The organism is Arenimonas alkanexedens, assembly GCF_054781355.1.
Map to the genome: position 1 here is coordinate 789120 of NZ_BAAGUO010000001.1, position 13448 is coordinate 802567.

Genomic DNA, 13448 nt, shown 5'->3' on the forward strand with positions numbered 1-13448 from the left:
ATGGCCCGCCGTCCGCGCGGATTTGATATCGATCTTGCCGTCGCACACCTGCGTCGCCGTGACCGCCGGCTGCGCGTCTGGATCGACCGCATCGGCCCGCTCGACGTGGCTACCCGCTGGCGCAAACCCTTCGACACCACGGACGCGCTGGCGCGCGCCATCCTCTACCAGCAGCTGTCGGGCAAGGCCGCGGCGACGATCGTCGGCCGGGTCGAAGCCGCCATCGGCGCCAGCAAGCTGCGGGCCGACACGCTCGCTCGCGTGGATGATCCGACGCTGCGGTCCTGCGGTGTTTCCGGAAACAAGACCTTGGCGCTGCGCGATCTGGCGGCTCGCGACGGCCGCGGCGAAATTCCCGCGTCGCGCGAAATGGCCGCGATGGAGGATGCGGCCATCATCGAAAGACTTACCGCAGTACGCGGCATCGGCCGCTGGACGGTCGAGATGATGCTCATGTTCAACCTGGGTCGTCCCGACGTGCTGCCGGTCGATGACCTGGGCGTGCGCAAGGGCGCCCAACGCTTGGACAAGCTCGTGGAAATGCCCAAGCCCAGGGAGCTGGCCGAACGCGGGGAGGCCTGGGGCCCTTACCGCACCTTGGCCGGTTTGTACCTATGGCGTATTTCCGACGCCGACGCGCCTACGAAGCCTGCGGTCAAGCGCTCACAGGACTAGTTCCGGCTGCGGCGGGCGCTGCCAGCCGCGCGCGATCAGGTCCTTGGATGCCAGCACCAGTGCCAGGGCTCGTAGACGATGCCGTGTGGATTGCCGCGCGGGTAGCTCATGCGGAAGCCGAAGTCGCCGGCGCGACGATGCAGCCAGGCAAAGGCTGGCGTGGCTTCGAAGCTTTCCTCGGCGGGTGGTTCGCCGGGCGTGCCGATGTCGATGGCGCAGCCGCCGTGGTGTTCACTGAAGCCGGGTGCGGCGTTCACCGCGAGGATCTGCGGCAGGGCCAGCCCGCGCGCCAGCTTGCGTTCGAAAATGCCTAGTTGATAGGCGTGGCTGCGATAGCCCGAGATGGCTTCGAGCCGGATGTCGTCGTCCTGGGCCGCCCTGCGCATTCGCCGCCAGGCGCGCGCGGCGGGTTCAAGCAGCCACAGCGGGCGCCGGTAGCGGTCGCGGCCAGCGAACTCCAGGCGCACCGGTTCGGCGACCAAGGGCAGACCCACCGCCTCGCCGTAGTCGGTGTCCAGTCCCAGGGCGGACAGATGCTCAAGCAGGCCATCCAGCGGCAGGGTGAAGCCGCGGCCGGCGCGTTCGTGCGGCGAAGCCAGCGCGCTCAGGATTGCCTCGACCCCGGGTTCACGCGCCAGGTTGGGCACCAGCGCGGTGAAACGGTCGTTGCCGGTGACGGCCAGGAAGCAGCCGTCGCGCTTGCGGCGAAGCAGCCAGGGGGCCTGCGCCAGCGCGCGGGCGTCGGCATTGGCGCGGGCGCGCAGCAGCCGCGCCGGAAGGGCTTCGATGGTTTCGCTGTTGACCAGGTGCCAGTCTAGGGCGTGCATGCGGCCAGCTTAGCCGGCGCGCGCCGGAGCGTCACGCGGCTGCGCGGCGGAGGATATCCAGCACCGCTTGGGGGTGCTCGAGGCTGAGCAGCCAGAGCCTGCCGTCCGAATGCGGCAGGTACAGCACCCGGGACGGGTCGGTGATCAGGACGAAGGCGCGGCGCTTGTCGCGCAGCCGGAAGTGGCCCGCCGACAGGCCGGGCAGGGCATAGCCATTGGTCTTGATGATCGGCTTGAGCTCGGTGCGCTCACGCAGGTCCACCACCCGCGCCGCGGCCAGGTCGAAATCGGCCAGCGCCGACTGGCGCGTATAGAAGGTGGCCTTCACCCGCAGTTGGCCTCCGTCGAACGCGGCCTCGCGCCGCCACATGGGCAGCACGATGGCCAGCGACGTCACCGCGACGGCGCCCTGGACCAGCAGCATCATCGCCGGCGACACTTGTTCGGCGCTGACCTGCATGACCACGACCAGGGCGATCCCGAGCGGCAGCACGGCCCCGATCAGGACCGCGAACAGGATCGGCGGCTTGCCCAGAGGCGGCAATGCGAGGCGTCGGAACATGGCGGGCTCTCCAGGGAGCAGGTGGGGCGGCGGGGGCTTGGTCGGCTGGATCAGGATGGATCGTCTTTGTCCGGCGCTTTAAGCCGACCGGCCTGGCGCAGCGCATCGCGCAGCAGGTATTCGATCTGGGCGTTGACCGAGCGCAGTTCTTCATCGGCCCAGCGCTGCAGGGCGTCGAGCACCTGGGCATTGATGCGCAGCGGATAGGCTTTTTTTTCAGCCACTAGCCGGCTCTTCTTTTCCGCATGACGCGCACTGCCATCACGACCGCGACCAGCGCGACTACGCCGAGTCCGTAGGGCAACGCGGCATCCACCATCGCGCGTGGCAGCAGCACCAAGCCCAGGCCCAGGGCCACGACCGCGCCGGCGGCACCGAGCACCATGCTGCCCACGGTCCGGCGCAGCCGGTCCGGATCGTTGGCGTCCTGCAAGGAGGCCGGTTGCCATAGTCCGGCCAGCAGCGCGCCGCCCAACAGCAGGCCGGGGAGGGCGATCACGACAGCGAACAGACCGGCCAGCATCATCTCGTCCATGGCGACCTCAGTAGATCGAGCCGGCGTTGACCACCGGCTGGGTGCCGCGCTCGCTGCACAGCACCACCAGCAGGTTGCTGACCATGGTCGCGCGGCGCTCGGCGTCGAGTTCGACCACCTTGCGGGCGGCCAGCTGCTCGAGCGCCATTTCCACCATGCTCACCGCGCCTTCGACGATGCGGGTACGGGCGGCGATGATGGCGCCGGCCTGCTGGCGCTGCAGCATGGCCTGGGCGATCTCCGGCGCGTAGGCCAGGTGGCTGATGCGCGCCTCGCCGACGGTGACGCCGGCCTGCGCGAGGCGCTCCTGGATCTCTTCGGTCAGGTGCTTGGCGATCTCGGCCGCGTGGCTGCGCAGGGCGACGGTGCCGTCCTCGTGCTGGTCGTAGGGATAGCTGGTGGCCATCGCACGCAGCGCGGCTTCGGACTGGATATGTACGAAGCTTTCGTAGTCGTCCACGTTGTAGACGGCCTCGGCCGAGTCCACCACCTGCCACACCACCACGGCGCCGATCTCGATCGGGCTGCCGTCGAGGTCATTGACCTTGAGCTTTCCGGATTCGAAGTTGCGCACGCGCAGCGACACCTTCTTGGCCGCGAAGAACGGGTTGTTCCAGCGCAGCCCCTGGTCCTTGCAGGTGCCCACGTACTTGCCGAACAGACTCAGCACCGCGGCCTGGTTGGGTTCGACCATGTAGAAGCCGAACATCAGGACAAACACGATGAAGCCAAGAGCCACGCTGCTCGCGATGAGCCAGGGCTGCTCGTTGACCGCACCGAGGATGAAAATTGCGACGGTGGCGACCAAGGCCAACAGCCAGCCGAGCACGAAGGGAATGCCGGGGACGGAACTTACGGTCTGCTCTTTCATGGGTCTCTCCCTTGGGGTGAAATTAAGATATCAGAAAGATATCAATTTCATAAGGGGTCGGCCTGGTGCCCGATTCGGTTCCGGAAGTTTTTGAAAAACAGTTACTTGCGCTTTTCCTCGACCTGGAACCGGATGATCGGGGAAGGAAGCTGTTCGCTGGCGACGGTCAGGCTGCGGCCATCGAGCGAGAAGGCAATCGCTTCGGCCTGGGGCAGCCAGGGCAGGGTCAGGTGCGGCAGCTTGTCGGCCAGGCCGGGGCTCCAGTCGCCGTCCACGTCGCGAACCACGAAGTGCACCGAACGGTAGTTCAGCACCGCCAGCACACGGCCGTTCGGGCTCAGGTCGGCGCCGGTGATCTGCGAACGATAGCGGCCGTAGGTCGGACTGCGGCGCAGGTCGCCCTGGTCGGGTTGTTCGATGCCGGGCAGGGTGCCGATCAGCTCCGCCACCTGTTCCGTCTCCGTGGCTCCGAGCGGGACCCGGAACAGTTCGGCGGGGACACGTTTTTTGGATATCAGCAGGACTTCGCCACGCCTCGCGTCCACCGCCACCGCCTCGCAGTCGCGCGGACCGTCGGGCCAGCGGAAACGGACGCTCCAGGCCAGGCTTGCCGGTCGCGAAAGGTCCTGGGGCTCTTCGAACACATGCAGCACCAGCGATTGGCGGATACCGCCGTTGTCGCCGGTGTCGGCCACCAGCAGGTAGTCGCGTCCATCGAGGCGGAAGGAGGCCATGTCCTCCCAGTCGATGTTCGGTGCGTCGGGGGTGGCCACGCTGGCAAGGCGGCGTCCGCCGGGGTCAATAAGATGCAGGGTGTCGCCGCCGCCGCTGTCGTTGTGCGCCCAGTACATCCCGGGGTGGCGTCTGGCCGCGGCCAGGCCGCTGATCTCGTCGATGGCGCCGTCGGATACCAGGCCCATCACTTCCGGCTTGCCCCATCGTGCCGCCAGGGCAATCGCCGGCAGCAAGAGCAGGGTGGGCAACAGGAGAGTTCGTGTTCGAGGCATGCGACGTGATTTCGTGGATAAGCAAGCATGACAGAAACGGCGCGCAGCCCGAAACAAGGGCGGCGTGGACGAGCCGTTACACTATCGCTTCCTTCCCGCCATTGCCGCCGCCATGACCGACTCGCGCTCTGTTTCCCTAGGAACCCCCTTGTCGGCCCAGGCCCGGCGCGTGCTTATGCTGGGCGCCGGCGAACTGGGCAAGGAAGTCGTGATCGAGCTGCAGCGCCTGGGCGTAGAGGTAATCGCCGCCGACCGCTACGACGACGCGCCCGCCATGCAGGTCGCGCACCGCAGCCACACGCTCAACATGCTCGACCCGGCCGCGCTGCGCGACCTGATCGCGCACGAAAAGCCGGACCTGGTCGTCCCCGAGATCGAAGCCATCCACACCCCGACCCTGGTAGAGCTGGAGGCGGGCAAGGGCCAGCAGGTAGTACCCACCGCCCGCGCCGCGCGTTTGACCATGGATCGCGAGGGCATCCGCCGCCTGGCGGCGGAAACCCTTGGTCTGCCGACCTCGCCCTACCGCTTCGTGGACACGCTGGACGAGTACCGCGAAGCGGTGGCCGCCATCGGCCTGCCCTGCGTGGTCAAGCCGGTGATGTCCTCATCCGGCAAGGGCCAGAGCACGGTGCGCAGTGAGGCCGAGGTTGACGCGGCCTGGGATTACGCGCAATCCGGCGGCCGCGCGGGCCAGGGTCGCTGCATCGTCGAAGGCTTCGTCAATTTCGACTATGAAATTACCCTGCTGACTGTGCGCCACCGCGACGGCACCAGTTATTGCGATCCCATCGGCCACCTGCAGGTGGACGGCGACTATCGCGAAAGCTGGATGCCGCAGGCCATGACCGACGCCGCACTGGCGCGCTCGCGCGAGGTCGCCAAGGCCATCACCGATGACCTGGGCGGCTACGGCGTGTTCGGGGTCGAGCTGTTCGTGCGTGGCGACGAGGTCTGGTTCAGCGAAGTGTCGCCGCGGCCCCACGACACCGGCCTGGTGACGCTGATCTCGCAGGAGCTCAGCCAGTTCGCGCTGCACGCCCGCGCCATCCTGGGTTTGCCGATCCCGAATATCCGGGCGCTCGGGCCGTCGGCATCGTGCGCCGTGCTCGCCACCGGGCACGGTGTGCCGGCGTTCTCGCACGTGGATGCGGCCCTGGTTGAACCAGACAGCGCCCTGCGCCTGTTCGGGAAGCCGCGCGTGGAAGGTCAGCGGCGGGTAGCCGTGACCTTGGCCCGCGACGCGGATGTCGCGTCGGCGCGCGCCAAGGCGCGGCGGGCAGCGGCCGCGCTCAAGGTCGATCTGCTCTGAGCCGGCGCCTCTGGATCTGAATCGGGAGGGCGGAGGGCGCTCGCCGCGTGCGGCGAGCGTCCCGCGTGGTCCTCAGACTGGCGTACTCAGCGCCCGCGCAGTCCGCGGCGGTGCAGCGAGGGCAGGCTGCTGGCCTGCGAGGGTGCGTCGCCGTGCCCGCCCTTGGGCAAGCGGATGCGTGCCTTGGCCGAGATGGTCCGCTCCGGCCCCGTGTGGGCGATCGCGGCGACGGCGACCGGCGGCATGGACGCTTTGCTGGCGGCCGTTTTCTTGGCCGTCGCCTTGGCGGGCGCCTTCGCCGCACTCTGCTTCGCGGCCGTTTTCTTGACTGAAGTCTTCTTGCCGGCTGAAGTCTTCTTGGTCGCCGCCTTCTTGACGACGGCCTTTTTCGCCGCGGTTTTCTTCGGCGCAGCCGGTTTGGTCGCCTTCTTGGCCGCGACCTTCTTGCTGGCTGCCTTCTTTTTTGCGGTGCTGCTGGCGGCCGTCTTTTTGGCTGGCGCTTTCTTCGCCGCCCGGGCCGTGATCTTCAGTTCCTTTGCGGCGGCGCTGGACTGAAGGTTGAGCATCGCCAGATCACGCTCGAAGTGCTTGAGCGCGCGGTCCAGTACGCGCGCTTTCTCGAGTGAGCGTTTTCCCGCGGCCAGCTTGCCCTTGGCGGCGCGGCTGCTGGCGACCACCTGGCGCTGGCTGAGCTGGCGCTGCTTGTCGCGCAGGTCGCGCAGCCGCTTGATCAGGCTGGCGAGGTCGCGAACGAGCCAAGGGCCGGTGGATTGCAGCATGGTGCGCTCGCGCACGGTGAGCAGGGCGGCATCTTTGCGGGAGATCTTCATCGCGGGACGTCCTTCTGGATACGGCGAGTGAGTCTTCATCCTAGCCCCAAAATCGGGCGCGAAGATTAACGTACGGTTCCGGCCGGGCGCGGCGTAACTACCCGAACCTGGTTACTCAGGGCCGGCCAGATCCACCCACACCATGCGGTGGTCGGTGGCCTGCAGCCACTCGGCGCCGCGCTCACCGTCCACAGGCCAGAACACGCCGCTGGTGGTGATGGGCAGGCCTACCGAAGGCAGTACGTAGTCCACCCGGAAGTTGCCGTTTCGCGGTCCGAAAGATGCCGTGTCGTGCAGGGGCGCGGACTTCTGGGTGAGGTTGCCGGCGCCATCGCGCTGGGCAGCCTGGACGGCGCCTTCGCTGCGCGGCGTGGCGTGTCGCAGTACGCGCGGATGTTCGAGCAGCTGATGGATGGCGCCAGGCAGGCTGCCGCCGTCGGCGGGGTCGGCGTTGTAGTCGCCCACGATCACGAAGCGCTCGGTGGCGGGCAGACCGCCGCAGCGCCCGGCGTCGTCGCAAAGCCAGGGCTTTTCGCCAGCGGAAACGTATTCTGCCCACAGCCGGATCTCGTCGTGGTTGCGGGCGGCGTTGCGGCGTTCCGGGCCGTCGAAGACCGGGGGTGTCGGGTGTGCAGCCAGCAGATGGATGCGGCCCAGCGGTGTATTGATGGGCAGGTCCCAGTGCGACTTCGAGCTCAGACGCAGCTGCGTCCAGACCTGGGATGGATAGAACGATGCGCCGGTGTCGGGGAGCAGGGGCTCGCGCGCTCCCGGCATCGCGCTCCAGCGCAGCAGGCGAAAGCTTCGTGCCGCGGCGGTGTCGATCGGATGCATTGACAGCACCAGCATGCCGTATTGCCCCGGGTGCAGGCCGTAGCCCCAGGCGTCGTTGCCGTGCAGGCGGCCCTCGCCGCCGATCTGGCCGTCGCCATCCAGGTCCAGGCCGCTGGGTACGCCGGTATTTACCTCGGCCAGGTAGCGGTAGGGGTAGCGGATCGGTTCGTCGCCGTGCTGGGAAACCTGGAGGTAGCGTGACTGGAACAGGTCGGCGGCGCGGCCAGCAGGGTCGAAGTCGAATTCATTAAGCAGAAGAATATCCGGCCGGACGGCCTGGATGGTCGCGGCGATGCTGCGGGCGTCTTCGTCACCCTCGTCGAGCCGGGCGATCAGGCCGCCGGGGGTCTCGTCGTAAAGCGATGCGTTGAACGTGGCGACGCGCAGCGTCATGGCGGGCTCCGCGATGGCGTTGGCCGGGACGTGGCCGCGACAGGCGGCAAGCAGGGCCAGCAGCAGGCCAAGGGCGATATGGCGTTTCATCCGCGGCGATTGTGCCCGAACGCGAGCCGTCGCGGGCGCCAGGCTAGTCAGGCATAGGCTGCCATTGCGCGCCGTCCAGGAACTCCAGCGGTCGGTAGCCGCGCTTGTAGGTCATCTTGGGATGACCCTCGAGCCAGAAGCCAAGGTAGAGGTACTCCCGGCCCTCGTCGCGGGCGCGCTGCACCTGGCGCAGGATCGCGTAGGTGCCCAGGCTGCGCGCAGCCTGTTCCGGGGCGTAGAAGGTGTAGACCGCCGAGAGCGCATCGCCGACGACGTCGGTTACCGCGACCGCCAGCAGTTCGCCGTCGCAGCGGAACTCCATGAACTCGGTCGGGCTCCAGTGACAGGCCAGGAAGGCGTCGAAGTTCTCGGGTGCCGGATCGTCCATGCCGCCGCCCACGTGGCGGGCGTCGAGGTAGCGCCGGTACAGCGCGAAATTCTCCGCCGTGCGACGTGCCGGAAGGCTGCGCAGCTCAAGGTCGGCATTGCGGGCCAGGCAGCGCTTCTGGGCCCGGTTGGGCACGAACTTCCGCACCGGAATGCGCACCGAGATGCAGGCGCGGCAGCCGACGCAATGCGGCCGGTAGACATGCCCGCCCGAACGCCGGAACCCCATGGCCAGGGCCCGTCCGAACAGAGTCGGCAGGTAGGGGTCGCTGGGATCAATGATCAGGTCGCGCGAGCGCCGGTCGGGCCAATAGCCGCAGGCGTGCTCCACGGTCTGGAACAGCCGGATTTGGTGCTGGTTGCCCATGCGACCCAGTCTATCCCCGGGCGTGCGCGAGGCGCACGTCCGGGTGTCAGCGCGCCAGACCCAGGCGCTGGCCGACGCGCGTGATGGTTTCAGTGGCGAAGGTGTCGAGCGTGACGGCGTCGCGCGGGAACAGCAAGATCACGGTCGAGCCGTAGTTGAAGCGCGCCATCTCCGCGAAACGATCCAGCGTGATGCCTTTGCCGCGCCAGTCGCGGCGCACCGGCTTGTGCGCATAAGGCGGGATTTCTTCGCCATTCCAGACACTTTCCACGCCCGAGACCAGCAGCGCACCGACCATCACCGAACACATCGGGCCGAAATCGGTTTCGAAATGACAGACCAGACGCTCGTTGCGCGCGAACAGACGCGGGATGGCCTGCACGCCCCAGGGGGCGACCGTGAACAGCCGGCCCGGTACGTGCATGGTTTCCACCAGGGTGCCGGTCCAGGGCATGTGCACCCGGTGGTAGTCGCGCGGCGAGAGATAGATATTGGCGAACCAGCCGTCGGCATAGGGCGCGGCCATGGCTTCGTCGCCCAGCAGTTCGGCGGCGGTGAAAGCCTGGCCCTTGGCCTGGAAGATGCGGCCGGCCTCGATGCGTCCGGCCTGGCTGACCTTGCCGTCGGCGGGCATGACCAGCGCACGCGGGTCGGCGTCGGCCACGCGTGCACCGGGCTTGAGTTCGCGGGTGAAGAAGGCGTTGAAGTGCGGGTAGTGGGTGGCGACCGGGTCCGCGGCTTCGGCCATGTCCACGTTGAACTTTCGGACCACCAGCTGGATCAGCCAGTTCTTGAACCAGACGGTGCGCATGCGTGCGACGGCATGGGCCATGCGCGAAAGCAGGCGGTGCGGCAGTACGTATTGCAGCGCGACCTTGGGGCTCACGGCGCCGCCTCCGACAGCAGGGCCAGGTCGGCGGCGATGTCGGCCGGCACGAAGGGCGGGCGGATCAGACCGGCCTGGCGTCCCTGCGCGTCGATCACCACCAGGGCCGAGGAGTGGTCCATGGTGTAGTCACCGGCCTCGGTATCAACCTTCATGTAGACCAGGCCCAGGCTGCCGGCGAACGCCTGAAGTGCGCCCTCGCTGCCGGTCGCGGCCAGGGTCGCGGGGTGGAAGTACGCGGCGTATTCGCCGGTCTTGGCGGGCGTGTCGCGCTCGGGGTCGACCGATACGAACAGCACCTGCGGGCGGCGCTCATCCGGCAGCTCGGCCCAGGCCTTCTGCGACTGCGCAAGCTCCGACAGCGTGGTCGGGCAGACGTCCGGACAGTGGGTGAAGCCGAGAAAGACCACCGTCCAGCGGCCCTGCAGCTCGGCCGCTTCCAGCGGCGTGCCGTCGGACTGGTCCAGCGCGAACGGGTGCAGGACGCGCGGACTGGAGAACAGCCGCACGGCCTTGAGACTCGCCGGATCCACCGCTGGCGCGACCGACGCCCCGGCCGACGACGTGACGGGGGCGGGCGCCATCACGACCTGGGCGGCCCAGAGGCCGAGGCCGGCCGCGAGCGCGGCGACGAGGATTAGCAGGGTGCTGCGGTTGAACACGGCGTGTCCCGGAAGGCGGCGAGGAGCCAATTATAGCGGTCGCGCGGCTATACTCGCGGCATTGCAAGGGCTTGGCGCATATGTCAATCGAACTCGTCACCATCGTCGACTTCATCCGCTACGGCGCCAGCCGCTTTGGCGCGGCCGGCCTGACCTTCGGGCACGGCCATGACAACGCGCTGGATGAGGCCACCCAGCTGGTGCTTCATGCCCTGCACCTGCCGCCCGACCTGGGTCCGGCCTACGGCCAGGCCCGGTTGGTGGCGGAAGAGCGCACGGCCGTGCTGGCGCTGTTCGAGCGCCGCATCCAGGAACGCATCCCGGCCTGCTATCTCACTGGCGAGGCTTGGTTCGCCGGCCTGAGCTTCAAGACCGACAAGCGGGCCCTGGTGCCGCGCTCGCCGATCGCCGAACTGATCGAGACCGGTTTCGAGCCCTGGCTGGGCGGTCGCGACGTCACGCGGGTGCTCGACATGTGCACCGGCTCGGGCTGTATCGCCATTGCCACCGCGCACTACAACCCGCAGTGGGCCGTGGACGGCGTGGACCTGAGCGACGATGCGCTGGCCTTGGCGCTGGAGAACAAGATCCGGCTGCACACCGACAACCTGCGCCTGATCCACTCCGACCTGTTCAAGAACCTCGATGGTGAGGTCTACGACCTGATCGTCACCAACCCGCCCTACGTCACCCATGCCGAAACCGACGCACTGCCGCCGGAGTACGCGCACGAGCCCGACCTGGGTCTGCGCGCCGGCGACGACGGCCTGGACCTGGCGCTGGAAATCCTGCGCGACGCCCCGCGGCATCTCTCCGAGAACGGCCTGCTGATCTGCGAGGTCGGCGAAAGCGAGCGCGCGCTGGTCGAGCTGCTGCCGGAGCTTCCGCTGGCCTGGGTCGAGTTCAAGGTGGGTCAGATGGGCATCTTTGTCGCCGAACGCGAGGACCTGGTCGCGCACCACGCCCGCATCAAGGCCCTGGCCGACGCCAGGCGGAGTTGACGCACGGATGAGCGACAACAGTTTCGGGCGGCTGCTGCGCGTCACGACTTTCGGTGAAAGCCACGGCCCTGCCATCGGCTGCGTCATTGACGGCTGCCCGCCGGGCCTGGCGGTCTCGGCGGAAGATTTCCGCGCCGACCTGGACCGCCGCGCCACCGGCAAGTCGCGCCACACCTCGCAGCGGCACGAGGCCGACGAGGTTGAAATCCTCAGCGGCGTCTACGAGGGCCTGACCACCGGCACCCCGATCGGCCTGTTGGTGCGCAATACCGACGCGCGCAGCAAGGACTACTCGAAGATTGCCGAGCAGTTCCGGCCCGGCCACGCCGACTACACCTACCTGCACAAGTACGGCCTGCGCGACCCGCGCGGCGGCGGCCGCAGTTCAGCCCGCGAGACCACGATGCGGGTCGCCGCAGCGGTGATCGCGAAGAAGTGGCTGGCCGAGCGCCACGGCATCACCGTGCAGGCGCACGTGTCGCAGATCGCCGACATCCGTCCACGCGGCTTCGATGCGTCGGCGATCGAAGCCAATCCTTTCTTCTGGCCCGATGCCACCCAGGTGGACGAGCTTGAGGCGTTCATGGACGCGCTGCGCAAGTCCGGTGATTCGGTCGGCGCGCGCGTGGACGTCATCGCCCGCGGGGTGCCGCCCGGCTGGGGCGAGCCGATCTACGGCAAGCTTGATGCCGAGATCGCCGCGGCCATGATGTCCATCAACGCGGTGAAGGGCGTCGAGATCGGCGCCGGCTTCGCGGCGGTCACCCAGAAAGGCACCGAGCATCGCGACCTGATGTCGCCAGCCGGCTTTGGCAGCAACCATGCCGGCGGCATCCTGGGCGGCATCAGCAGCGGCCAGGACATCATTTGTTCTGTGGCCTTCAAGCCTACTTCCAGCCTGCGCCTGCCCGGCGACACCGTGGATACCGGCGGCCAGCCCGTCGAAGTGATCACCACCGGCCGCCACGACCCTTGCGTCGGCCTGCGCGCCCCGCCGATCTGCGAGGCCATGCTGGCCCTGGTGCTGATGGACCAGGCCCTGCGCCATCGTGCCCAATGTGGCGACGTGGCCGTGGTTTCGCCGCGCATCCCGGGTTAGGCGCGGCGCGGCGGCGGCAACCCCAATACCGTCCCAGGAATCCGTATCCAATGAGCAAGAGCTACAACGTGGCAATCGTCGGCGCCACCGGCGCCGTGGGCGAGGCGATGCTGTCGATCCTGGCCGAGCGGACCTTTCCAGTCGGAACCCTGCACCTGCTGGCCAGCGAGCGCTCGGCTGGTGGCAAGCTGCGTTACGGCGCGCGCGAGATCGTCGTGCAGGACCTGGCCAGCTTCGATCCGGCCGGCGTGGACATCGCCCTGTTCTCGGCCGGCGCTTCGGTGTCCAGGGAGTTCGCGCCGAAGTTCGCGGCGGCCGGTGCCGTCGTCATCGACAACAGCTCGGCCTTCCGTCAGGACGACGACGTGCCGCTGGTGGTGGCTGAGGTGAATCCGGAGGCAGTCGCCGATCGCCCGCGCGGCATCATCGCCAACCCCAATTGCTCGACCATGCAGATGCTGGTGGCGCTGGCGCCGATCCATCGCGCCGTCGGCATCACGCGCATCAACGTCGCCACCTACCAGTCGGTGTCCGGCGCCGGTCGCAGCGCGATGGAAGAGCTGGGGCGGCAGACGGCGGCCATGCTCGGCTTCCAGAACCACGCGCCGGAAGCGTTCCCGGTGCAGATCGCCTTCAACCTGATCCCGCACATCGACGAGTTCATGGACAACGGCTACACCCGCGAGGAAATGAAGCTGGTGTGGGAGACGCGCAAGATCCTGGGCGACGACACGATTGAGGTGAACCCGACCGCGGTCCGGGTGCCGGTGTTCTTTGGCCATTCCGAGGCGGTGCATCTTGAGACCCGGGACAAGCTGACGGCCACGGCGGCTCGTGAGCTGCTTGAGGCGGCGCCCGGCGTGGAAGTGGTCGACGATCGCGAGCCCGGTGGCTACCCGACGCCGGTGACGCATGCGGCCGGCACCGATGCGGTCTACGTGGGCCGGATCCGGGAAGATTTGTCGCATCCGCGTGGTCTGGACCTGTGGATTGTTTCGGACAACATCCGCAAGGGAGCGGCACTGAACGCGGTGCAGCTGGCGGAACTCGTGGTCAAAGCGACCGGCTGACCGGTATATTCGACCGGTAATTCCGTCGGGGCCGCTGCAG

15 protein-coding genes and 1 pseudogene are annotated in these 13448 nt (G+C 68.0%); 5 read left to right on the forward strand and 11 right to left on the reverse strand.

Annotated features, from left to right (window positions below):
- Complete coding sequence (locus ACYVGY_RS03690) at positions 1 to 675, forward strand: DNA-3-methyladenine glycosylase family protein (protein WP_460456113.1); 675 nt, start codon at positions 1 to 3, stop codon at positions 673 to 675.
- Positions 676 to 710: 35 nt separating this feature from the next.
- Here the strand turns inward: ACYVGY_RS03690 and ACYVGY_RS03695 are convergent, their stop codons facing one another.
- From ACYVGY_RS03695 to ACYVGY_RS03720, 6 genes and pseudogenes are all read right to left on the reverse strand, one after another.
- Positions 711 to 1502 (reverse strand): M15 family metallopeptidase, encoded by a 792-nt coding sequence (locus tag ACYVGY_RS03695; protein ID WP_460456114.1) that lies wholly within the window; start codon positions 1500 to 1502, stop codon positions 711 to 713.
- A gap of 31 nt (positions 1503 to 1533) precedes the next feature.
- Positions 1534 to 2064, reverse strand: coding sequence for a PH domain-containing protein (locus tag ACYVGY_RS03700; protein WP_460456115.1), 531 nt, complete (start codon positions 2062 to 2064; stop codon positions 1534 to 1536).
- 50 nt (positions 2065 to 2114) lie between these two features.
- Entirely contained in the window at positions 2115 to 2288 is a 174-nt protein-coding gene (locus tag ACYVGY_RS03705) for a type II toxin-antitoxin system antitoxin (protein WP_460456116.1), read from the reverse strand.
- Positions 2288 to 2599, reverse strand: a complete 312-nt coding sequence (locus tag ACYVGY_RS03710; protein ID WP_460456117.1) for a hypothetical protein — start codon at positions 2597 to 2599, stop codon at positions 2288 to 2290. Before ACYVGY_RS03710 ends, ACYVGY_RS03705 begins: the two co-directional genes overlap by 1 nt.
- Before the next feature lie 7 nt (positions 2600 to 2606).
- Positions 2607 to 3296, reverse strand: a pseudogene (locus ACYVGY_RS03715) (SPFH domain-containing protein); the annotation flags it as partial.
- A gap of 275 nt (positions 3297 to 3571) precedes the next feature.
- Entirely contained in the window at positions 3572 to 4453 is an 882-nt protein-coding gene (locus tag ACYVGY_RS03720) for a hypothetical protein (RefSeq protein WP_460456118.1), read from the reverse strand.
- A 136-nt stretch (positions 4454 to 4589) separates the two neighbouring features.
- Between ACYVGY_RS03720 and purT the strand changes: the two genes are divergently transcribed.
- Positions 4590 to 5789, forward strand: coding sequence for a formate-dependent phosphoribosylglycinamide formyltransferase (gene purT / locus ACYVGY_RS03725; RefSeq protein WP_460456253.1), 1200 nt, complete (start codon positions 4590 to 4592; stop codon positions 5787 to 5789).
- 86 nt (positions 5790 to 5875) lie between these two features.
- Here the strand turns inward: purT and ACYVGY_RS03730 are convergent, their stop codons facing one another.
- From ACYVGY_RS03730 to ACYVGY_RS03750, 5 genes are all read right to left on the reverse strand, one after another.
- Positions 5876 to 6619 carry a hypothetical protein gene (locus ACYVGY_RS03730; RefSeq protein ID WP_460456119.1) on the reverse strand — a complete coding sequence of 248 codons (744 nt, stop codon included), beginning with the start codon at positions 6617 to 6619 and terminating at the stop codon, positions 5876 to 5878.
- Between the two features lie 111 nt (positions 6620 to 6730).
- Positions 6731 to 7936: an endonuclease/exonuclease/phosphatase family protein gene (locus tag ACYVGY_RS03735; protein WP_460456120.1), complete on the reverse strand. Its 1206-nt coding sequence runs from the start codon at positions 7934 to 7936 to the stop codon at positions 6731 to 6733.
- Between the two features lie 43 nt (positions 7937 to 7979).
- Positions 7980 to 8690, reverse strand: a complete 711-nt coding sequence (locus ACYVGY_RS03740; protein ID WP_460456121.1) for an arginyltransferase — start codon at positions 8688 to 8690, stop codon at positions 7980 to 7982.
- A 46-nt stretch (positions 8691 to 8736) separates the two neighbouring features.
- A complete protein-coding gene (gene asd, locus ACYVGY_RS03745; RefSeq protein WP_460456122.1) occupies positions 8737 to 9576 on the reverse strand; it encodes an archaetidylserine decarboxylase in 840 nt (279 codons plus the stop codon).
- The gene (locus tag ACYVGY_RS03750) at positions 9573 to 10238 is read right to left on the reverse strand and encodes an SCO family protein (RefSeq protein ID WP_460456123.1); all 666 of its coding nucleotides are present in this window, start codon (positions 10236 to 10238) and stop codon (positions 9573 to 9575) included. Before ACYVGY_RS03750 ends, asd begins: the two co-directional genes overlap by 4 nt.
- 80 nt (positions 10239 to 10318) lie before the next feature.
- Here ACYVGY_RS03750 and prmB point away from each other — a divergent pair, with 80 nt between their 5' ends.
- Genes prmB through ACYVGY_RS03765 form a run of 3 tightly spaced genes read left to right on the forward strand, consistent with a single transcriptional unit; the run spans position 10319 to position 13408 of the window.
- Positions 10319 to 11239: a 50S ribosomal protein L3 N(5)-glutamine methyltransferase gene (gene prmB, locus ACYVGY_RS03755; protein WP_460456124.1), complete on the forward strand. Its 921-nt coding sequence runs from the start codon at positions 10319 to 10321 to the stop codon at positions 11237 to 11239.
- 7 nt (positions 11240 to 11246) lie between these two features.
- Positions 11247 to 12338 carry a chorismate synthase gene (aroC, locus tag ACYVGY_RS03760; RefSeq protein WP_460456125.1) on the forward strand — a complete coding sequence of 364 codons (1092 nt, stop codon included), beginning with the start codon at positions 11247 to 11249 and terminating at the stop codon, positions 12336 to 12338.
- 50 nt (positions 12339 to 12388) lie between these two features.
- On the forward strand, positions 12389 to 13408 hold the full coding sequence (locus tag ACYVGY_RS03765) for an aspartate-semialdehyde dehydrogenase (RefSeq protein WP_460456126.1): 1020 nt from the start codon (positions 12389 to 12391) through the stop codon (positions 13406 to 13408).
- The last annotated feature ends 40 nt before the right edge of the window (positions 13409 to 13448 follow it).

Coding starts and splice junctions, on each gene's coding strand:
- ACYVGY_RS03710 (WP_460456117.1), bottom strand. CDS start 2,599: ATGGACGAGATGATGCTGGCCGGTCTGTTCGCTGTCGTGATCGCCCTC.
- prmB (WP_460456124.1), top strand. CDS start 10,319: ATGTCAATCGAACTCGTCACCATCGTCGACTTCATCCGCTACGGCGCC.
- ACYVGY_RS03735 (WP_460456120.1), bottom strand. CDS start 7,936: ATGAAACGCCATATCGCCCTTGGCCTGCTGCTGGCCCTGCTTGCCGCC.
- ACYVGY_RS03765 (WP_460456126.1), top strand. CDS start 12,389: ATGAGCAAGAGCTACAACGTGGCAATCGTCGGCGCCACCGGCGCCGTG.
- ACYVGY_RS03730 (WP_460456119.1), bottom strand. CDS start 6,619: ATGAAGATCTCCCGCAAAGATGCCGCCCTGCTCACCGTGCGCGAGCGC.
- ACYVGY_RS03740 (WP_460456121.1), bottom strand. CDS start 8,690: ATGGGCAACCAGCACCAAATCCGGCTGTTCCAGACCGTGGAGCACGCC.
- aroC (WP_460456125.1), top strand. CDS start 11,247: ATGAGCGACAACAGTTTCGGGCGGCTGCTGCGCGTCACGACTTTCGGT.
- ACYVGY_RS03690 (WP_460456113.1), top strand. CDS start 1: ATGGCCCGCCGTCCGCGCGGATTTGATATCGATCTTGCCGTCGCACAC.
- ACYVGY_RS03695 (WP_460456114.1), bottom strand. CDS start 1,502: ATGCACGCCCTAGACTGGCACCTGGTCAACAGCGAAACCATCGAAGCC.
- ACYVGY_RS03700 (WP_460456115.1), bottom strand. CDS start 2,064: ATGTTCCGACGCCTCGCATTGCCGCCTCTGGGCAAGCCGCCGATCCTG.
- purT (WP_460456253.1), top strand. CDS start 4,590: ATGACCGACTCGCGCTCTGTTTCCCTAGGAACCCCCTTGTCGGCCCAG.